Source organism: Mucilaginibacter sp. P1_D10 (assembly GCF_056406215.1).
In genome coordinates this window covers 1-21,738 of sequence record NZ_JBFUAP010000015.1, presented here as the reverse complement: position 1 = coordinate 21,738, position 21,738 = coordinate 1, and the positions used below count along the sequence as shown (strand labels likewise).

The window sequence follows — 21,738 nt, the reverse complement described above, 5'->3', positions numbered from 1 at the left end:
ATTAGCTACCGCCTTTTTGCCCCCCCCATGTAGCTTTACCTCCCGATGATATATGCTTTATACAGTTAACAAACTGTTCGCTGTCACTTTCCATATTCATCAAATTATAAACAAATAAACCGGACTAAATAAAATTTATTACGCTGAAAATGCTGCATACTCCAACGTATTGGTTTCTGCCTGCGTGCTTTTGGCGATCAATTGCTGGGGTAAAAATGAAAAATTATGCGGCAGTTTTCGCGGACCTGTTTTTCAATGGTTCATTTAATAATCATACAATAAACTGATAATAAATTATGAATAGAGAATAAGATCCAAGTTAAACCAACCAACAATGAACCAATTAAAAAACCTTAAAATCCTTTTATAAGATGGATATAAATTTACAAAAGAGAGTGAAATACCGAATTTCATTAATTATTATGGGCGTGTTCCTTTTTATTTCGGCCCATGCACAAACCTTAAGTATCACCGGGAAAGTAACAAGTGCTGACAATGGCGAGCCCATGGCGGGAGTAAACGTTAGGCTTAAAGGAACAACTATCGGATCTGTAACCGGTGTAGATGGTAGCTATTCAATAACCGCTGCACCCGGAAACATACTCGTTTTTAGCTTTTTAGGGTATTCAACCCAGGAAGTTAGTGTTAAACTTGCAAGTGCGATAAATGTTAAGCTAAGACCTACCTCCAGTAATTTAAATGAAGTGGTTGTAACAGGTTACGCCCGCACAAAAAGAAAAGATGTTACGGGTTCGATAAGTTCAGTATCAGGCGACGAGCTCCGTAAAACCCAACCCACTACTTTTGACCAGGCTTTGCAGGGCAAGGTTGCCGGCGTTGTGGTCCAGCAAGTATCGGGCCAACCCGGTGGTGGTGTGTCTATCCAGATACGTGGTGTGTCGTCAATAAGCGGCACCAACTCGCCTTTGTACGTGATTGATGGTATTATTATCCCGCCGGTAGGTGACCCTGGTAAAGGCGGCAATCCGTTAAGCTCCATCAACCCCAACGAAATAGCATCAATAGACGTATTGAAAGATGCATCGGCAACGGCCATATACGGTTCGCAGGCAACCAATGGTGTAATTGTTATTACCACAAAAAGAGGAAAGAAGGGGGCACCGCAAATAACCTATGATTTCTATTCAGGATATCAGGCGATAGCGAAAAGGCTTCCCACAATGAACCTGAAGGAACATGCGGGTTTCATTAATGCAAGAGGGCAAGTATGGGGCTTTGATGTAAGGCCAGAATTTGTCAATCCAGAGTACTTAGGTACCGGTACCGATTGGCAGGCGGAATTATTCCGCAGAGCGCCGATGAACAACCATAACCTTACCGTAAGCGGCGGCGATGATAGAACGCAGTATTTACTGTCGGCCTCTTATTTTGACCAGGAAGGTATAGCCATTGGATCTTCTTTTGCAAGAACCTCGGTGCGGTTAAATCTGGATAACAAAACTACTAACTGGCTTAAGGTTGGAACCAGCCTTCAGTTGGTCCACCTTAACGAAAATCAAAATTCAACAGCTTCGGGCGTTATTGGTTCGGCGCTATACCTTACACCCGATATCCCGGTGAAAAACCTTGATGGCTCATGGGGGGGTATTACTAACACAAATGGTTGGGTGTCCTCTACTCCTAACCCTGTGGCTATGGCCGAGATCATAAAAAACCTTAGAAAAAGAAACCAGGTATTCGGCAACCTATACGCCGAAATACAATTTACCAGAGATCTGTCCTTAAGGAACGAAGTGTCGGGTAATTTCGATTTTAACACCGAAGATAATTTTTACCCCACTTATACCTTCGGCAAAACCGTTAACAATACTAATAATGCCTCAACATCAATGGGTCAAAATTTTTATACGGTAATCCGCAATTTTTTAACGTATAATCACAAGTTCGGCAAGTATTATGTCAATGTATTGGCGGGGCATGAATCGCAGGTTGGGTCTTTTCAAAATGTATACGCCTCGCGGTCAAATTTCCCTTCCAATAACGTACAGGCCATTAATTCGGGTGATGCTACTACCGCCAGAAATGGCGGCGACTACGGTTCAGGCGGCGCGCAGGAATCTTATTTCGGCCGTATCAATGTATCATGGGATGATAAATACCTGCTTACCGGCAATATACGGGCCGATGGTTCATCAAATTTCTTCCGTACCAATCGCTGGGTAAACACTTACTCAGGCGCATTCGCCTGGAAGATCAATAACGAGGCATTCCTGAAAAATGTTAAAGCTGTAACTGAATTGAAATTAAGGATTGGTTACGGGGTTACCAATAACCAGGGCATCCCGGGCAATACCTTTGTAACCCAGTTGCAAACAGTAGCTAATGGTTTATCGGGTATAGCGCAGTGGCAAAGCAATTTGTTGAATAAAGATGTAACATGGGAAAAAACAGACTATTACAATGCCGGGCTTGACGGTGCATTTTTTAACGGGCGGTTAAGTTTTTCACTGGATGTTTATGACCGTGAAACAAGCGGACTATTGTTAAAAGTTCCGCTGCCTTTATATAGCGGCACTACGTCCGGATACTCCCCGGGATCTATGCAGGCACCATTTATCAATATTGGTAAGGTACGTAACAGAGGCTTTGACTTCAGGGTTAGCGGTACCAACGTTAGTACTAAAAATTTTACCTGGAAAAGCGATCTTACTGTATCGCGAAATGTTAATACCGTGCTGGATCTGGGCCCGGGTGGTGCTGATGCCAGCTTAACCCAAACATCCTACACCATAAACCAGGTGGTTGAAAAAACCGTAGTAGGCAGATCTATAGGCGATTTTTATGGCTATGTATTTGACGGGATTTTCGCAACCGCTAACGATTTTAAAACGCATGCCTTGCCTGCTGACCAGGCCGGTAAAACTTATCCGATCTCGCCTTCAGGTGGTGGTATCTGGTACGGCGACCGTATGTTTAAAGACTTGAACGGCGATGGCATTATCGACACCAAAGACCAGACCTTTTTAGGCTCTCCTATTCCTAAGTTCCAGTTCGGGATCAACAACTCGTTCACCTACAAAAACTTTGACCTGAATTTCTTCCTGAGTGGCAGTTATGGCAACAAAGTATTTAATGAACAATCAATAAGACAAACCAATTCGCAAAATAATACAGCCTATTTTAAAAAGGTGTTGAATTACGCGAGGGTAGAACTGATCGACCCGGCCGGTTCCGCGTCAGACATTGATAACGTGCATGTTACCAACCCCGGCACAACCGTTGTGGGCTTAAGAAACGACAATACCAACGATAATAACCGTTCTAACAGCCTGTTTATCGAAGACGGTTCGTTCCTGCGGTGTAAAAACATCACGCTGGGTTACCGGCTGCCCGAAAACCTTTTGTCAAAAATACACGTGAGCAACTTCCGGATATACGCTACAGTAACCAATGCTTTTCTCATAACAAAATATTCCGGAATGGATCCTGAGATCGGGTCATGGAATCCGCTTCAGGCGGGTTGGGATTACGGTTATTATCCGCAGCCAAGGGTATTTACGCTTGGCGCTAACATAACTTTCAGCAAATAAGGCAATCACCAACAAAATAGATATTATGAAACCAATTAACAAAATATTCGTTTTCGCGCTATTGGCGGTAGCATTTACCGCGTGCAAAAAGAGCTTTTTAGATCGCCCATCCAACTCACAGATCAGCTCTAATAATTTTTACCAAAGCCCCGCCGACGTGCGGCTGGCTACGGCAAGCCTGTATGGCGGTGCGCACTGGTGGCAATTTAATAATAGTGCCCTACAATTGGGCGATATATTAAGCGGCAACGCTACCTTCCCGTGGAATGGTGATATCGTTCAGCTTTATACCCGTACTATTACTGCCCAAAACCCTATTATATCAAGCGCATGGACTGGTTTGTACAACGTTGTAGCTCAATGTAATACCGTTATCAGTGCTATAAAAAACGCCGGCCCCGATGTCTCAACAGCTGATAAGAATGCTGCCATAGCCGAAGTCAGGTTTATCCGCGCAGTTGCCTATTATCATTTGGCTGTTTACTGGGGCGCGGTACCCATTATTGAAGACAACGCCAAACTGTTAACAGACCCTTTACTTAACCGTAATCTTGTTTCTGACGTGTATAAATTTATTGCCGCCGATCTTACATATGCAGCGCAAAATCTTCCAAAAACCGATCAAACCGGGCGTGTTACCACCTGGTCGGCACAAGGAATGCTGGCCAAAGTTTACTTAACCATGTCCGGTGTCGACAAAAGTGGTGGTATGCGCGACCAGGCATTGTTGGATAGCGCTAAATTATATGCAGGCAACGTGTGTAAAAACAGTAATTTACAGTTGCTTGGACAGGATGACCCGAACCATATGGGTTATTATAATCTTTTCAAAACGCAATTTAATGATAGCCCCGAATCATTATTCGCGCTTCAGTGGGCGGCCGGCGTCGGTTACGGCAATGGCAATACATTTGTAACCTTTTCGCCGAGCAATGAGATCAACCCTCAAAAGAATGGCGCATGGGTAGCTTTATCACCCAATTACGAGCTATATCAGCTTTATTCTGATAAGGATTCGATCAGGCTCAAAGCGAGTATGTTTCTCACCGGTGTACATTATCCTGAGCTGAATGCAGCGGGCGGCGGGTATACAGCAGACGGTGTGGCTATGAAAAAGCACATTGTTGGCAATGAGAAAGATAATAACGCGCCTACTATGGAAATCTGGTCATCTCCGGAACACAATGCTATTTTAAGGCTGGCTGATGTGTACCTGATCTATGCCGAAGCTATTTTGGGAAATGATGCCTCAACCTCAAATGGCGATGCGCTGAGGTACTTTAATTTGGTTAGAACAAGAGCGGGTGCAGACCCTGTTGTGTCGCTAACCTTTAATACCATATTGAAAGAGCGGAGAGTTGAACTTGCTTTTGAAGGGCAATACTGGATAGACCTGGTGCGGTATTCTTATTACAACCCGCAGGCAGCCGTTAATAACCTTAACAACCAAAAACGGGCGAAGTTTTCATACGACTATCCAACGCGGACAGCCAAAGTGGATACAAACTCAGTAGCACCTGCGTTGCCGGCAACCATCAGTTCGTTTACATTGCCAATTCCGGCATCGGAGATGACAGCTGATCCTAAATTGGCTCAACCACCTGTACCATATTATTAATTTAACATAGTTAAAATATATTATTATGAAAAAGATTTTAAATACCCGCCTGTTTTTTTTGCCACTGCTATTAGTAATAGTGGCCTTACTGCCCGCTTGTAAAAAAGAAGCAACAACAAACAGCGCCCCGCCTTCCATTACAAGCATAAGGATGTATAATGTATCTCCTAAAGATACGCTTATGAGTACCGGTAATCCCGCAACTGATACCAGTTGGTCTGGACGAACAGGACGATATGTGGTTATAATCGGGCAGAATTTGCAAAAGGCAACTCAAATCACATTTAATGGAGTTCCTGCCAGCTTTAACCCTACTTTGTTTGCACCCACCAGCGCAGTGGTGCAAATACCTGACATTGTGTATTCAAAAGTTGATTCTACTAAACTCTATACTATAGAGTATACCACGTCAGCAGGTACCACAAAATTTTCTTTTAAATTAGGTCCTCCTGCGCCTGTTATTTGGGCCATCTCCAATGTATTTGCCAACCCGGGCGATTCGGTTTATCTTTTTGGTGCAAATTTAGTATTGGTTCAACACCTGGTATATGGGGGCACCGATATCCCCAAATTTAACTCGAGCCTTCATGGGGATTCCCTTGGCTTTTTGATGCCGGCAACAACATCCAACAAGCTCGTAACAGTTACTACCAGATCTGGTATTGCCCGGGATACAATAAAAGCCACACCAGTTACTTCCTGGATTTCCAACGAAAATCCCAGCCCTGGCGATTCGGTTTATATTTATGGCACTTATTTTAAGGACATTCAATCGCTAACCTTTGCGGGTACCGCAGTTACTACTTTTACAACATCAAATGATACAAAGTCAGTTGGTTTTGTTGCGCCTGCGCTATCGCAAAGCGGACCGGTATCCATTACCACAACGTACGGCACTGGTACTACTCCTTACAATGTTTATACTCCAACATATCTAAAAAACGGTGTTATAGAAAATATGGATGGTTCTGGTGTTCTTTATGCGGATTATGGTGGTAATGCTTCTGGCTGGGGGGACGGTATAGGTGGTATTGATGCTAACATCAATAACCGATACGGCTGGTTTACCGAAACAACTGCCTTTAATGGCGTAATGGGCACAAACCATACTATGTTTATTTTTGTGAATACCGGTGTTTTGAGTGGCGGCTCTTCTAATGGTGGTATTAATTTAACAAGTAATCAATGGGTACCAGCAGCCAACCTTACTGATGCCCCGGACAACTGGGCCTTGAAAATGGAAATAAGTGTACCGACAGACTGGAATGGTGGTGCACTGGATATTAAAACAGATGTAGGCGGCTATATATACAGATGGGAACCATGGAAAACCGGAAAAGCGTACAAAACAAAGGGGTGGGTTACTATAACTATCCCGTTGTCGTCGTTTCGTGCAAGTAATGCATTGGGCGAGGGTATGGGAGCTCCCTTAACTAATATCACCGATTTGGTGGGCTCATCAGGAAAAACCGGCGCTTACCTATATAGGCATAATTATGGCGCAGCAACTACAACAACTGGCTTTTATGCTGCATTCGATAATATCCGTATTGTAAAAATTAAATAAGCTAAAGCCCCCACGGCAGCATATCGCTGTGGGGGCTTTTTGTCTAGAAAAATATTTGTTAAAAAGGATAGGAAAGCGAAACGAGGAAATAGGCAAGAGAGTTTAGGAGGATCCCGATATGACAACCTCTATTTTACCATTTTGGATTCGCGCCATAACGGAGAAGAATTTAGAAGAACGAATTAACAGTAAAAGATCAACGTACAATTGAGCCTCTATCATAGCGGGCGACAAAAAGATATCAATGCTGATATTTTTTAGTGCGGGGGATTTGTATACAATTTCTAATCAAATGATAGAACAAAATGAAAAAAAACTATTTTTTTAAATCCGTAGTATTATTTACTGCGATCATTGCGCTTTTCGCCTGCACAAAGGCGAAAACTCCGGCACCGGCCCTCACGGTTAGCGTGTCGACGATTTCTTTTGCGCCCGAAGGAGGAAGCCAAGACATAAACGTTACCAGTAATGCCGACTGGAGCGTAAGCAACCCCGCTTTTTCATGGCTGCAATTAAGCGCAACTGCCGGCAAGAGCGGGAGTACCGTTATTCATGTGACGGTGACGTCGCCAAATGGAACCGGGGCAAGCCAGTCGGCCATTTTAAACATAAGTTCATCAAACGGGCAGGCCAGAAGGGTGACGGTTACCCAAGCCCCCACCATATACCCAAGTTATAACACCTCGCCAATAGCGCCAGACATGACTGGAGTGACGAGTACTGCCGTGCAACTGGCTGCAAAATTTCAAATGGGAATAAATTTTGGCAATACCATGGAATCCCCAAACGAAGGTGATTGGCAGAATAGTAAATTGACCCTATCGTATGTGAAATATGTAAAACAATTAGGTTTCAATTTTGTACGGCTTCCCTGTAACTGGGCTTGGACTCATTTAAGCGATCGAAAAAAGGCAACAATTGACCCTGCATGGCTTGCGCGGGTGAAAGAAGTGGTTGGATGGTGTGTGGCTAATGATATGTATGTGATACTGAATTCTCACGATAGTGCCAATGCCAATGCAATTAAGCAAGATTCTGTTAATGCGATGCAAAAGGCACTTTGGGAGCAGATTGCTACAACCATGCGTGATTTTGATGAGCACCTTATTTTTGCCGGCTTGAATGAACCTCCGGCCGATAATGCCGCGCAGATGGCCATACTTAATGGTTACCACGAAACATTCATCAAGGCAGTTCGCTCTACCGGAGGCAAGAACAGTTACCGGGTGCTGGTGGTGCAGGGGCCTCACACTGATCCTACTTTAACTACTACTTTGATGACTACACTTCCTCACGACCCGGTACCTAACAAGTTGATGCTCGAGGTGCATGACTACACGCCCTATGCATTTACCATTCTGGCGGATGGAGATGCAAGCTGGGGCAAAATGCTTTACTATTGGGGCGCTGGGAATCATTCTACTATTGAGCCGGACCGCAACGCCACCTATGGAGAAGAGAATGCGATCACTACTGAATTCCAGGCGGTGAAACAGAATTTTATTGACAAAGGTATCCCTGTGATACTGGGTGAATATGCAGCCTGGAGGAGGACTGCCGACGTCACCAACGCCAATTATCTTCCTAAGGATATGGCTATGCACAACAAATCTGTGGATTACTGGACAACTTTTGCGACCAAAACGGCTAAAGCGAATGGTCTTATGCCATTCTGGTGGGAGGTAGGGTTTCTCTTAGACAGAAGTAATAATGTGGTAAAGGACCAGCCTATGTTTGATGCCCTTATTGCCGGATATAAGTAAAAGTAAGGTTTGTGGGGGCAAATAAACGGATTCAACAATCCTCAAATAATCCAGGACAATTACACTAAAAAACTGCAGGTGTCACGAATAAGAGTTCGTTCGTGATATCGGCAGGTTATAAAAAATATTATAAGATGTTTTTAGTGCGGCGATTATTTATAAAAATAATATTGAACTAAGGCTTTCCCAGGGTAACGGTACTGTGAACCGAATGGAGAAGTATGAAAATAATGCATCAATAAGCACTAAAAGGAATATACCTAAAACTATTTATACCAATTTTTTCAAACAAATAATCAACAACTTTTAATCAACAATTATTAATATTTAAAACTCAAGTAAAATGAAAAAAATCGCTCTATTATTTTTGGCTCTAACAACAGGGATGTTTGCCAAAGCACAGCAAACTGTGTATTCCGAAAATTTTGAATCAAATGTTGCCGCCGTTAGTGATCGCTATACGTATACATTTGCACCAACTACAAAGGCAGGAACATGGAATGGCGGAGTAAATTTAAAAACCGCTGGCGATGCCAATATAAATTTGCGTCAAGGGTGGGGTGACGGATTTGTATTGAAAATAGAATTCAAAGGTGCTCCTGTTACCATACCTAATATCAATGTGGCTGGTTTTACAAATTTAAACCTGTCTTATGAATTTGCTGTTGAAGAAGGAGGAGATGCTGTAAAACCAAAAATTGAAGCAAGTATTGATGGCGGTGCTTCTTGGGTAACTCTACCTACAGTTGCCAGTGGTGCAGGGTGGAATAAAGATGCAAAATCGGTTGCTTTGCCTTCAGGAAATTATAAAACAATAAGCCTCAGATTGAATCCTAATACTGAAACTTCTAATGCTATAATGTTTGATAATATTATTATTACCGGAAAGCAGTAAGCCTGGCGACTGAATCGAACCAATCATGTGACAATTCAATTAAGGTTTAGATTGAAGGAGTAAAATCAAATTACTTCTTCAATCATTTAAGTTGGTTAAAAATAAATCATTGAATTTTTTATATGCAGGCCAGACGCATTACTATTGAGCCAGACTGCAACGCCGCTTTTGGAGAAGATGATGTGATCGATTCTGAATTCCAAAAAGATTAAACAGAAGTTTGTTGATAAAGGTATCCCTGTGATACTGGGTGAATATGAAACTTTTAGACGGACTCCCGAATGCAAAGTGGTACTTCCTTGGATATGGCGGCGCACAATAGGTTTGTGGATTACTGGCTAATTTATTCGACCAAAACTATGAGAGCGAATGGTATTTTACCATTCTGGTGGGAGGTAAGTAATGGTTTTGACAGAGCCAATAATGTGGTAACGGACCAGCGGATGGTAAATGCCATTATTGCAGGATATAAGTAAAATTAATGTTAGCCAGAGGCAAATAAACGTGATTCAACAATCCTCAAATTATCCTGGACAATTACACTAAAAAAACTGCCGGTGTCACGAATAAGAATTTGTTCGTGATACCGGCAGGTTATAAAAAATATTATAAGATGTTTTTAGTGCGGCGATTATTTATAAAAATTTCAATTATAGAGGAAAATGAACAAAATATATGTTTTTAGATCCGTAGTATTTCTTACTGCGATTATTGCACTAATAGCATGCAAAAAGGCTAAAACTCCTACCCCGGAACTAACGGTTACCCAGTCTGCTATAGCATTTACGCCCGAAGGCGGAACAGAAGATTTATCTTTTACCTGTAGTAGCGATTGGACCATCAGCAATCCCGCTTATTCGTGGTTGCAATTAAGCGCAACATCAGGTAACAGCGGCAGCACTGTTATTCAAGTAACAACCTTGTCAGACAATGCTACAGGGGCAACCCGCTCCGCTGTTTTATACCTGAGCGCTTCCAACGGGCAGGCCAGAAGGGTGACGGTTACCCAGGCTCCCACCATATACCCAGGTTATAACACCTCGCCTATAGCGCCAGACATGACTGGAGTGACCAGTACTGCCGCGCAACTGGCTGCAAAAATGGGAACGGGAATGGGAACAAATATTGGCAATACCATGGAGCCCCCAGGCGAAGCTGATTGGCAGAATGGTAATAAAATTACCGAACCATATATAAAATTTTTGAAATCAAAAGGTTTCAGTGCGATACGACTTCCTTGTTCATGGAATTGGAATCATCTAAGCGACCGGAAAAAGGCAACAATTGACCCGGCATGGCTTGCGCGGGTTAAAGAAGTAGTTGGGTGGTGCGTGAATAATGATATGTATGTGATAGTGAATATTCACTGGGACAACGGCTGGCTGGAAAATAATATTACCGATGCTAAGAAAGATTCTGTTAATGCGAAGCAAAAAGCACTATGGGAACAGATAGCTACAACCCTGCGTGATTTTGATGAGCACGTTCTATTTGCCAGCGCGAATGAACCTAAGGCTGATAATGTCGCGCAGATGGCCATACTCAATGGTTATCACGAAACATTCATCAATGCCGTTCGCTCTACCGGGGGCAGAAACGCCTACCGGGTGCTGGTTGTGCAGGGGCCTCACACTAATATTTCTATAACTGCTACTTTGATGACTACTATGCCTCACGACCCGGTACCTAACAAGTTGATGCTCGAGGTGCACGACTACAACCCTGCTGGATTTACGTTACTAACGGATGGAGATGTAAGCTGGGGCAAAATGGTTTACTACTGGGGGGCTGGGAATGTTTCTACTATTGAGCCAGACCGCAACAACACCCCTGGAAATGGAGATGAGGCTGCGATCACAGCTGAATACCAAAAGATGAAAGTGAATTTTGTTGATAAAGGTATCCCTGTGGTGCTGGGTGAATATGCAGCCCCGAGGAGGACTGACCCTAACAAGCCTATGCCTAAGGATACGTTGATGAACAACAGGTCTGTGGACTACTGGGCAACTTTTACGACCAAAACGGCTAAAGCGAATGGTATGCTGCCATTCTGGTGGGAGGTAGGAAATATGTTAGACAGGGCTAATAATGTGATAATAGACCAGCGCATGTATAATGCCCTTAAGGAAGGATATAAGTAAAATTAATGTTTTCTGGAATAGCGTTACTGTGAACAGATCACACAGTGCCGCCTTCCCGTGAGCTAAATACCAAATTTGCCTTGACGTACATGATCGGTATTGATCGTGAAAAAATAAATCAAACTAACAAAAATGAACAAATTAATAAATATGAGAAAGGGTCTTGGTATATTTTTAGGCTTACAACTCTTTTTCACATTGCTTGCTTTTTCATGTAAGAAGAAACAGGTTGAGCCTCAACTTCAATTCACTGTTTCTTCTGCGCAAGTTGTTTTTGAACCCGAAGGAAGTAGTTCCGATGTTTCTATCACCAGCAATGTTAAGTGGACGGCGACAGCCAACACCTCACTTCCATGGTTAACGATAAATCAGTCATCGGGAGGCCCGGGAAATGCTACGCTTAAATTAACCGCGAACGCTAACAACACCGGGGCTATTCGCGAGGCGATAGTGACTATCACAGCTTCGAATGGTAATGCCAGGCGAATTCAAGTTACGCAGCCAATTAATGAAGATCTGGAAGTAAAATGGGCAAAAGTTTCGCCGAAACTTCTCACCAATAATGCGAATCCTTTATTAGATTTTATGTTTACGGCCGACCCGACAGCTATAGAATACAACGGAAGGATTTATGTGTATGCCACGAATGATCATCAACAGTTTGAGAAGGTAGGAAAGGATGGAAAAAATAGTTACGAACATATCCGTACATTGGTCATGATGTCTTCCGATGATATGGTCAACTGGACTTATCACGGCCTCATAAATACAGCAAAGCTGGCGCCATGGACTTCTGCGTCATGGGCACCTTCCATTACATCCAGGCTGGAAGCAGATGGTAAAACGCACTTCTATTTGTATTACTCCAATAGCGGTGGTGGCTCAGCCGTGCTTACTTCCACCTCTCCCGTTGGCCCCTGGAAAGACCCATTAGGAAAGAACATAGTGGACCGCTCTGTCCCCGGTGTGGATGTCGATGCTCCATTCGATCCCGGAGTTTTGATTGACGACCAGGGCACAGGCTGGCTGAGTTTTGGAGCCGGAACGCCTAAAACGAAATATATGCCGGATAATGCCCGAATCGTCAAATTAGGAGCAGATATGATCAGTTTGGCCGGCAACGTTTCTAAGATACCTGCTCCTTATTTTAATGAGGCCAGTGACCTTAACTTTATCAATGGGACCTGGGTGTATAGCTATTGTACGAATTGGGACGAACGCACGGAATGGCCTTATACCAATATTGCTAAACCAACCGCATGCAACATATCTTACATGACGAGTAAAACACCCTTAGATAAGGATAGTTGGAAGTACCGCGATAATTACTTTAGGAATCCTGGCGAAAACGTGGGTGATAAAATAGGCCCGTTGACAAACAATCACAGTCACGTATTCAAGTTTAAAGGGAAATATTATCTTGCTTACCATGCCATGTATCTACAAGATTATTTTGGCACCACGGGTGGTTTTCGTAATGTGGGTATCGAGCCAATGCAGGTGGATGAATCAAATGATGTGACTTTCCCCATGGTCAACGCAACTTTTAAAGGCCCGTCACAACTTAACCTATTAAATCCATTCGTTCTTCAGCAAGCAGAAACCACTGCAGGCACTTCGGGGCGCGTCCAGTTCGATACTGTTGGTAATGTGGGTAATATGGTTGCCAAAGGGCAAATAGATAAACAATGTCTCATGGTGCGGGGAGCCGATTTTAGCAAACAGGTCCCTGCCAAATTCGAAGCCCGGGTGAAAGGAACAGGTACAATTGATGTTTATGTAAATAATCTTAAAGGCCCGGCTCTTGTTTCCCTGAGGTGTGATGCGAAGGACTGGACCATGCTCTCAAAGCAAATAGAACTGAACGTACCTAAAGGAGTGGGAAATATCTATTTTGTATTTCATGGAGAGGGTTTTTTGTTTGATGAATGGAAATTTTATTAAGTCCGGTTGCATTCAGATGTGAAACAGGTTCAATAAATCATCCACCAATTCTTTTCCACTAATGATCAAATTTTTTTTATCCGGTGTTGCGCTTTTAAGTTGCCTGTTTGGCTCAAATAATGTTCATGCACAACAAGCAACCAATCCATTAATTTTTGCCGATGTGCCAGATATGTCTATGATCAGGGTTGGTAAAAATTATTATATGAGCAGTACAACAATGCACATGAGCCCGGGTGTGCCCATTATGAAATCTACAGATCTTGTCAATTGGAAAATCATCAACTATGCCTATGATACTTTGGCCGATATGCCGGAGCTAAATTTGACCGAAGGTAAAAATGCATACAGCAAGGGTTCGTGGGCCAGCAGTCTGCGCTTCTATAAAGGGATGTATTATGTAACCACTTTTGCATATACCACAGGTGTAACTTATATTTTTAAAACGAAAGATATAGAAAAAGGAAAATGGGAAAGAATTTCCTTTAAACCAGCGTATCATGATCATTCTCTGTTTTTTGATGATGATGGCAAAGCCTATTTAATTTATGGTGCGGACAGGCTTAAAATTGTTGAATTAAATGAGGATCTAACGGGAGTTAAACCAGGCGTTCCGGAGAGGGTTCTCATCGAAAACGCCCACGCACCAGCAGGAAACGACATGGGCCTTGCAGCTGAAGGATCTCAATTATATAAAATAAACGGAAAATATTATCTATTTAATATTTGCGCCCCACGCGGTAAAAACCGAACTGTAGTTATACATAGGGCAGATAATATCAATGGTCCCTGGGAAGGAAAAGTTGGCTTACAGGATAGAGGAATTGCTCAGGGAGGATTGATAGAAACTTACGATGGACGCTGGTTCTCTTATCTTTTCCGCGATTTTGGTTCTGTCGGCCGAATTCCCTATCTGGTTCCTGTAAAGTGGGAAAACGGTTGGCCCATATTAGGAGAAAACGGTAGAGCCCCGGATACATTAGACCTGCCAGCCAGTATAGGTTTGATTCCGAATTTGGTTGCTTCTGATGAATTCAAACGACAAAAAGGACAGGCAGCACTCCCTTTAGTATGGCAATGGAATCATAATCCGGATAACAAACTTTGGTCAATACAAGAAAGAAAGGGATATCTCCGATTAAAAACAGCCCGAATTGACACCTCATTTGTACAGGCAAGAAATACACTTACGCAACGTACTATCGGCCCAGTATGCACGGGTTCAACTTTGTTGGATGTTTCCAAAATGAAGGAAGGTGATTTCGCTGGATTAAGTGCCTTTCAAAAAAAATTCGGACAGGTTGGAATAAAGTTCGAAAATGGTCAAAAATTAATAGTAATGGTAAATGCCAGTTCAGGTAAACCTATAGAAGTACAGCAAGTTCCCTTGACACAAAACTACGTTTACTTAAAAATTGATTGTGATTTTACCAATAAAAAAGATGAAGCTAAATTCTCGTACAGCATAGATGGAAAAGTGTGGAATCCTATTGGAAATATATTGAAAATGACGTACGACATCCCGCATTTTATGGGGTATCGTTTTGCCTTGTTTAATTATGCAACAAAGAATACTGGCGGATATGTAGATTTTGATTTCTTTCATATTACGGGCACGATTTAATGATAAGATTTAGCGCCTGACAGGTTGATGTTTGAAGAGCATAACTAAACGCCTTCTCAGTTTATATAGGGGATGGAGATGTATTAATTAAAAAACTTGTAAAATTTAAATATCAATGGAACGTAGAACATTAATAAAAGGAATGGCTGCAACATTGCCTTCATTATGGTTATCCCGGGCTATGGGTAATAATTTGGGGGGTGAACAATATTTAAGTGAACCCATCGCTGATGGCCCATTTAAACCCATATGGGAATCGTTGGAGAATTATAAAACACCTGAATGGTATCGTAATGCAAAGTTTGGAATGTGGGCACATTGGGGACCACAATGCCAGCCTGAATCCGGCGACTGGAATGCAAGAGGAATGTACCAGGAAGGATCCGGGCAATACAAAATTCATTTGGAGAAATACGGCCATCCGTCAAAATTTGGATTCAAAGATGTGATCAATGAATGGAAGGCGGAGAAATGGGATCCCGAAGAATTAGTGAGCTTGTATAAAAATGCGGGTGCACAGTATTTCATGGCGATGGCCAATCATCATGACAATTTTGATTTGTACGATAGTAAATATCAAAAGCATTGGAACGCAACTAAGATAGGCCCGAGAAAAGATTTGATTGGGGGTTGGGCAAAAGCTGCAAAAAATAATAGTCTTCCTTTTGGTGTGAGTATTCATGCATCGCATGCATGGCGCTGGTTTGAAGCTGCACAACGTTCAGATAAAACCGGTACCTATGCGGGCATTCCTTATGATGGAAAACTTATCAAGGCAGACGGAAAAGGAAAATGGTGGGAAGGATTGGATCCGCAGGAACTCTATGCACAAAATCATCCTTTAAGTAAAGACAGCCTGGATGATAATTCCATTCACGGGCAGTGGGGCTGGGGAAATGGCGTATCCCCGCTAAGCACGGCCTACATTGAAAAATTTTACAACCGTACAATTGACCTTATAAACAAATACAATCCTGATGTAGTCTATTTCGATGATTCGCAATTGCCCTTATGGCCTGTCAGTGATGTAGGCTTGAAAATCGCAGCTCACTTGTACAACAAGAGCATTAAAGAGCATGGAGAACTTCGTGCTGTTCTTAATGGAAAAATGTTGAATGAGAACCAACGCAAAGCAATGGTATGGGATATTGAGAGGGGGCAGGCAAACGAAATTCAACCATTGCCCTGGCAAACCGATACCTGTATTGGCGATTGGCATTACAATAGGAGCGTATACAACGACAACAGGTATAAAACTTCAAAAACGGTGATTCAGACTTTGGTTGATATTGTGAGTAAGAATGGAAACTTGATGCTAAACATTCCTGTTCGTGGTGATGGCAGCATCGACGAAAAAGAAAGGAAGATCGTTGAAGAAATAGGTGTGTGGATGAAATTAAACAGTGAAAGTATTTACGGTACAAGACCGTGGAAAATATTTGGTGAAGGCGGTGCGCAACAAACATCTACGCAACTAAGCGGCCCTGGTTTTAATGAAGGGCAAGCGAAACCATTTACTTATGAAGATTTCCGCTTTGTTACTAAGGACGATGTGCTTTACGCCACAGCGATGGGTTGGCCTCAGGATGGAAAACTTGTTATAAAAACACTTGCAAAGAACAGTGCACACTTTCCAAAAGAAATTAAAAAAATTGAATGGTTACCGACTAAGCAGTCTCTACCATTTGAAAGAAATGAAAATGGACTGACCGTTTCTTTATCGGGAAGAACTTCTGATGATTTAAATTATGCAAATGTGATAAAGATTTTTTCGTAAAGTTTGGTAAGGTGCTTGAACAGGGTGTTCCAAATGCCATTAAAGCAGGATACAAGTAAACGCTGATCCAACGATCGTTAAATTATCCAGGATAATTACACTAAAACTGCAGGTGTCGCTAATAGGAGTTGATTAGTGATACCAGCATGTTTCCGCAAGTTCAAACTGATATATTCAATTAGCTCTAAATAGTATTAAAAAATAGGAATATGAAAGATCAAATTATTTCAAAAGAGCCGGAATTAGATGAAAGTGAAATTAAGGCTTTGATAGAGAATTTTGAAACGATCGGTATTTTGCTGAAGGAGCACCCTGCCTTCTTCAGTAACCCTATCATATCGCCTGAATCGAAAAAAATATTTAACGAGGGCCTGGTACTTATTAAGAGCTTCACTCAAAAATGTTTAGAGCATTATGGGTTGAGGTACCTTTCAGAATAGCGCAAATTAAAAGTGGTTAGTAATTCGGCGAGTGTAATAAACTCACCAGACCTGTTTATTCTTATTGAAAATGAAACTAATGTTAGGCTCATCCCTACAAGGGAGGGCAGTTACAACCAATTATTAATCTGCGGCAAATTATGTGTCGCCACCTAACCATCTTTATGAAAAAAACTCTAAATTATTTATTAGGCATCCTGACATTAACAAGATGCAGTAGGCAAGAAATTGCTGATTTAAGCGTAAAACCAGTTATCACAAACACTAATAAGTCGTTCGACGCAACCAGTTACGTATTATTTACAATATAAATCTCCGATAGATGACCACAACTTTGAAAATTTCGACTTTTTTAATAGTATTTAGTTTTTGTACATCTGTAAAGGCACAAAACAGGAGTGTTGCGCTAACCCCCCCGATGGGATGGAACAGTTACAATTGTTACGGTATGACGGTTCATGAGGATGAGGTAAAAGCAAATGCTGATTACGTTGCGCAAAACCTGAAGGCGCATGGCTGGCAATATATAGTGGTGGATTTTTTATGGTCCTATGATAGCCGAAGTGGCGACCCGTTTCAAAAAAGACTTAAAGATGGCTCCTATAGCCCCTGGCTGGCAATGGACAAATGGGGGCGTTTAACCCCTGATACAATTAAGTTTCCGTCGGCATTTGGCGGTAAGGGGTTTAAGCCATTGGCTAAATATGTCCATTCGCTGGGGTTGAAATTTGGTATTCATGTAATGCGTGGCATCCCACGCCAGGCAGTATGGGCAAAATCACCCGTAATGGGCACTAATGGCATAACTGCTGATATGATAGCCGATACTAATTCAAAATGCGCCTGGAACAACCACATGTTTGGCCTGAATATGGCTAAACCCGGTGCGCAGGAATACCTGAATTCAATATTGAAGTTATATGCCGCTTGGGACGTTGATTTTATTAAAGTTGATGACTTATCGGCTCCTTATCGCACTGCGGAGCTTGAGGGCTACCACGAGGCAATTGATAGTTGCGGCAGGGCCATCGTGTTCAGCACATCACCGGGGGCTACGCCTGTTTTTAAAGCTGATAACCTAAAACACAATGCCAATATGTGGCGGGTGGCCAATGACTTTTGGGACGAGTGGCCCGCCGTATTGGAAATGTTTAATTATGGCAAACAATGGGAAGGCATTGGCGGGCCCGGCCATTGGCCCGATTGTGATATGTTACAGATAGGCAAGTTGTCAAAACGGGGCCCTGTAGGTCCCGAGCGTTATAGCAAATTTACAATAGACGAGGAGTATTCGCACATGACATTTTGGACCATCTTCCGCTCCCCGTTAATTTTGGGCGGCAACCTGCCCGAAAACAGGGAACAGGAATTGAAACTGTTTACAAACGATGAGGTGATAGCCGTTAACCAACATGGAACCGATCCGCGCCAGTTATACAAAACTAATGATGCAATGGTTTGGTATTCGCACGTACCCAACAGTAAGGATATTTATGTCGCTTTATTCAACCTGGCGGCCCAGCCGCAGGATGTGGATGTAAACTTTGCCCAACTTGGCCTGACAGGAAAGGTAGCCGTTCGGGACCTTTGGGAAAAACAAGATGTAGGTACCTTTAAAGACGGATATAAAAAAAGGATCAATACACACGGGGCCGCTTTGTTAAAACTATCGTTGCTTAATTAAGATGATCTTGGTGGTAATACACGCTCAAACAAAAAACTATAAATGAGCGTGTTAAGTGCGCGAGTCGCCGTAGTCACAATTTTTAAAATGATAAACACTTATTTCCGGTACCATTTTATCAATTTCTTTCAAATAGGCAGGCTATTCACACAAAACAATTACATGTTTTTTTGACAAATTAACATTTAGTACCCTATTTTCTAACTTTTATCCCTCAGCATTAAATTATCTCTTCTTTAGTTTTGCCACTCCATTAATAAACCTGATACCAATTCAAATATTGCTAAATAAATTTTTTAAAAAAAAGTATGCCAATGTTTGAGCGCATTCCGAATAATGGAAATGCCCCGTTGGCCTTATAAATAAGTGAAAAAAAAACAATAAATAATATTGACTTTAACGATGAAAAAAATATTACCCATTTCAAGTTTGTGCCTGTTCCTGTTTACGGCAACAAGCTTGAAAGCGCAAAACCCAATTATCCAAACCAGGTTTACAGCCGATCCGGCACCCATGGTGTACCACGACACCGTGTTTTTGTATACAGGCCACGACGAGAATAAATCTACAACGTTCGTTATGAATGATTGGCACTTATTTTCAACCATAGATATGGTGAATTGGACCGATAGGGGCGCGCCGTTATCGGTAAAAACATTCTCATGGGCAAGTAAAGATGCCTGGGCCGGGCAGTGTATTTTTCGTAATGGTAAATTTTACTGGTATGTGCCAATGACCCGGGCCGACGGCAAAGGTATGGCTATTGGGGTAGCCGTTGGTACAACAGCCGAAGGGCCATTTATTGATGCCATTGGCCACCCCTTAGCTTATACTGGTCGTGGCGATATTGACCCTACGGTATTTATTGATACCGATGGCCAGGCTTATCTGTATTGGGGAAACCCACAGTTGTTTTATGTGAAATTAAATCAGGATATGATCTCTTATTCGGGAGAGATACAAACAGTGCCGCTTACAGAGCAAGGGTTTGGGAAACGTACCGGAAATCCCAACCGTTTTACCCAATACGAGGAAGGCCCCTGGTTTTATAAACGAAAAAAAATGTACTATATGGTATATCCTGCCGGCGGTGTGCCGGAACATATAGCTTATTCTACCAGTACGGGGCCAACTGGTCCGTGGGTGTACCGGGATACACTTATGCGCATTATCAAGAAACGCGGCGCATTTACAAACCACCCCGGGATGATAGATTACCATGGTAAATCATACTTTTTTTATCATAACGAAGCTTTACCGGGCGGAGGGGGCTTTACAAGGTCGGTTTGTATTGATCAATTTACTTATCAACCTGATGGTACAATTCCTATGATCACCCCTACTACCGAAGGCGTGATCAAAGCAGTAAGAAACCTGGATCCTTTTGTTCGTCAGGAGGCAGAAACAATAGCCTGGGAATTGGGTGTTAGTACCGCAAAAGGTAATAATGGAATATACGTAACAGATATAGATAGTGATGATTATATTAAAATACGAAGCGTCGATTTTAAAAGCGGCCCAAAGTCATTCTATGCAAATGTGGCAACAAATACAGATGGGGGTATAATAGAGATACGCATTGACGAGCCTGACGGTTTCTTACTGGGCACTTTATCCGTAAAAAACACAGGCGGTTTGGAAATATGGGGAACGCAATCCGTTGCGGTTAACAAAGCAAAGGGTATTCACGATGTGTACTTTGTGTTTAAAGGTGGCCCGGGGCATTTGTTTAATTTCAACTGGTGGAAATTCAATTAGAAATAAATAAGGGCTCAAGAATTTACTTAATGTAGTCGTTCGCGTAAGATTTGTACCCGAGGGAAATTTCAACGGGAATGCCCCGTCGGCCTTATAAATAAGTTTAAAAAAACAATAAATAATATCGATTTTGATGATGAAAAAACTAATACCCATTTCAGGTTTGTGCCTGTGCCTGTTCCTGTTCACTGCAACAAGCTTGAAAGCGCAAAACCCTAAGCTTACGCTTGATTTAACCAAGCCCGGCGCAAACGTAAGCCCGCAACTGTATGGGCTGATGACCGAAGAGATCAACCATTCGTACGATGGGGGTTTGTATGCAGAGCTGATCAGAAACAGGATATTTAAAGACAACCCAAATACGCCGGAAGCGTGGAGCGTGATCAACGAGGGCGGCGCGAAGGCCACAATTCAATTAGTTGCCCCAAACCCCAACAATGTACCCGTCGATCAGCGGCACCACGCAATTAATGGCGCGTTAACTACTTGTTTAAGGCTATTGGTTGATACCGGCGGCGGCCGGGCCGGCATTGCCAATGAAGGTTATTGGGGCATACCTGTTTTGCCGAATACAACATATAACGCTTCTTTTTATATGAAGGGCGCAGCAAGCGGGCCACTCCCTCTTAGCCCCTGGGACCCCAAGCCTACAACCCCTCTTCCTGTAATTGCGAATAACACTGCCGGGCCCATAACCGTAAGCATAGAAAGCAATGACGGTAAAACGGTGTATGCTTCGGGGACTATTAATTTGGTAAAAAGCGCCTTTTGGAAAAAATACGAGCTTAAATTAACAACCGGCGCTGCCGTTAAACCAACAACTGATGCCCGTTTTGTTATTTCGACAAACCGTACCGGGGTTTATTATTTTAACCTCGTGTCATTATTCCCGCCGACTTACCATAACCGTCCGAATGGGAACCGGGTAGATTTAATGAAGTTATTGGCGATTTAATGAAGTTATTGGCTGATATGA

13 protein-coding genes are annotated in these 21,738 nt (G+C 42.5%); all 13 read left to right on the top strand.

Annotated features, from left to right (window positions below; all coding sequences use genetic code 11):
- Nucleotides 1-371 precede the first annotated feature (371 nt).
- Nucleotides 372-3,551, top strand: coding sequence for a SusC/RagA family TonB-linked outer membrane protein (locus AC1DYT_RS21000; protein WP_477471481.1), 3,180 nt, complete (start codon nt 372-374; stop codon nt 3,549-3,551).
- A gap of 25 nt (nt 3,552-3,576) precedes the next feature.
- The gene (locus AC1DYT_RS20995; RefSeq protein WP_477471480.1) at nt 3,577-5,169 is read left to right on the top strand and encodes a RagB/SusD family nutrient uptake outer membrane protein; all 1,593 of its coding nucleotides are present in this window, start codon (nt 3,577-3,579) and stop codon (nt 5,167-5,169) included.
- 25 nt (nt 5,170-5,194) lie between these two features.
- The gene (locus tag AC1DYT_RS20990; protein ID WP_477471479.1) at nt 5,195-6,736 is read left to right on the top strand and encodes a glycan-binding surface protein; all 1,542 of its coding nucleotides are present in this window, start codon (nt 5,195-5,197) and stop codon (nt 6,734-6,736) included.
- Between the two features lie 305 nt (nt 6,737-7,041).
- Nucleotides 7,042-8,499 carry a cellulase family glycosylhydrolase gene (locus tag AC1DYT_RS20985; protein WP_477461198.1) on the top strand — a complete coding sequence of 486 codons (1,458 nt, stop codon included), beginning with the start codon at nt 7,042-7,044 and terminating at the stop codon, nt 8,497-8,499.
- A gap of 343 nt (nt 8,500-8,842) precedes the next feature.
- Nucleotides 8,843-9,394: a hypothetical protein gene (locus AC1DYT_RS20980; RefSeq protein ID WP_477461199.1), complete on the top strand. Its 552-nt coding sequence runs from the start codon at nt 8,843-8,845 to the stop codon at nt 9,392-9,394.
- 662 nt (nt 9,395-10,056) lie between these two features.
- On the top strand, nt 10,057-11,535 hold the full coding sequence (locus tag AC1DYT_RS20975) for a cellulase family glycosylhydrolase (protein ID WP_477471478.1): 1,479 nt from the start codon (nt 10,057-10,059) through the stop codon (nt 11,533-11,535).
- A 132-nt stretch (nt 11,536-11,667) separates the two neighbouring features.
- Complete coding sequence (locus AC1DYT_RS20970) at nt 11,668-13,479, top strand: family 43 glycosylhydrolase (protein ID WP_477471477.1); 1,812 nt, start codon at nt 11,668-11,670, stop codon at nt 13,477-13,479.
- Nucleotides 13,480-13,540: 61 nt separating this feature from the next.
- A complete protein-coding gene (locus AC1DYT_RS20965) occupies nt 13,541-15,103 on the top strand; it encodes a glycoside hydrolase family 43 protein (RefSeq protein ID WP_477471476.1) in 1,563 nt (520 codons plus the stop codon).
- 115 nt (nt 15,104-15,218) lie between these two features.
- Nucleotides 15,219-16,880, top strand: a complete 1,662-nt coding sequence (locus tag AC1DYT_RS20960) for an alpha-L-fucosidase (RefSeq protein WP_477471475.1) — start codon at nt 15,219-15,221, stop codon at nt 16,878-16,880.
- A gap of 209 nt (nt 16,881-17,089) precedes the next feature.
- On the top strand, nt 17,090-17,320 hold the full coding sequence (locus AC1DYT_RS20955) for a hypothetical protein (protein ID WP_477471474.1): 231 nt from the start codon (nt 17,090-17,092) through the stop codon (nt 17,318-17,320).
- 418 nt (nt 17,321-17,738) lie between these two features.
- A complete protein-coding gene (locus AC1DYT_RS20950; protein ID WP_477471473.1) occupies nt 17,739-19,004 on the top strand; it encodes a glycoside hydrolase family 27 protein in 1,266 nt (421 codons plus the stop codon).
- A 402-nt stretch (nt 19,005-19,406) separates the two neighbouring features.
- Entirely contained in the window at nt 19,407-20,762 is a 1,356-nt protein-coding gene (locus AC1DYT_RS20945) for a glycoside hydrolase family 43 protein (RefSeq protein ID WP_477471472.1), read from the top strand.
- Between the two features lie 133 nt (nt 20,763-20,895).
- Nucleotides 20,896-21,717 carry a carbohydrate binding domain-containing protein gene (locus tag AC1DYT_RS20940; protein ID WP_477471471.1) on the top strand — a complete coding sequence of 274 codons (822 nt, stop codon included), beginning with the start codon at nt 20,896-20,898 and terminating at the stop codon, nt 21,715-21,717.
- Nucleotides 21,718-21,738 lie beyond the last annotated feature (21 nt).

Bases quoted from the DNA above. Each gene is read 5' to 3' on its own strand.
- AC1DYT_RS20965 (WP_477471476.1), top strand. From the start codon at position 13,541: ATGATCAAATTTTTTTTATCCGGTGTTGCGCTTTTAAGTTGCCTGTTT.
- AC1DYT_RS20950 (WP_477471473.1), top strand. From the start codon at position 17,739: ATGGGATGGAACAGTTACAATTGTTACGGTATGACGGTTCATGAGGAT.
- AC1DYT_RS20995 (WP_477471480.1), top strand. From the start codon at position 3,577: ATGAAACCAATTAACAAAATATTCGTTTTCGCGCTATTGGCGGTAGCA.
- AC1DYT_RS20945 (WP_477471472.1), top strand. From the start codon at position 19,407: ATGAAAAAAATATTACCCATTTCAAGTTTGTGCCTGTTCCTGTTTACG.
- AC1DYT_RS21000 (WP_477471481.1), top strand. From the start codon at position 372: ATGGATATAAATTTACAAAAGAGAGTGAAATACCGAATTTCATTAATT.
- AC1DYT_RS20975 (WP_477471478.1), top strand. From the start codon at position 10,057: ATGAACAAAATATATGTTTTTAGATCCGTAGTATTTCTTACTGCGATT.
- AC1DYT_RS20980 (WP_477461199.1), top strand. From the start codon at position 8,843: ATGAAAAAAATCGCTCTATTATTTTTGGCTCTAACAACAGGGATGTTT.
- AC1DYT_RS20990 (WP_477471479.1), top strand. From the start codon at position 5,195: ATGAAAAAGATTTTAAATACCCGCCTGTTTTTTTTGCCACTGCTATTA.
- AC1DYT_RS20960 (WP_477471475.1), top strand. From the start codon at position 15,219: ATGGAACGTAGAACATTAATAAAAGGAATGGCTGCAACATTGCCTTCA.
- AC1DYT_RS20970 (WP_477471477.1), top strand. From the start codon at position 11,668: ATGAACAAATTAATAAATATGAGAAAGGGTCTTGGTATATTTTTAGGC.
- AC1DYT_RS20985 (WP_477461198.1), top strand. From the start codon at position 7,042: ATGAAAAAAAACTATTTTTTTAAATCCGTAGTATTATTTACTGCGATC.
- AC1DYT_RS20940 (WP_477471471.1), top strand. From the start codon at position 20,896: ATGATGAAAAAACTAATACCCATTTCAGGTTTGTGCCTGTGCCTGTTC.
- AC1DYT_RS20955 (WP_477471474.1), top strand. From the start codon at position 17,090: ATGAAAGATCAAATTATTTCAAAAGAGCCGGAATTAGATGAAAGTGAA.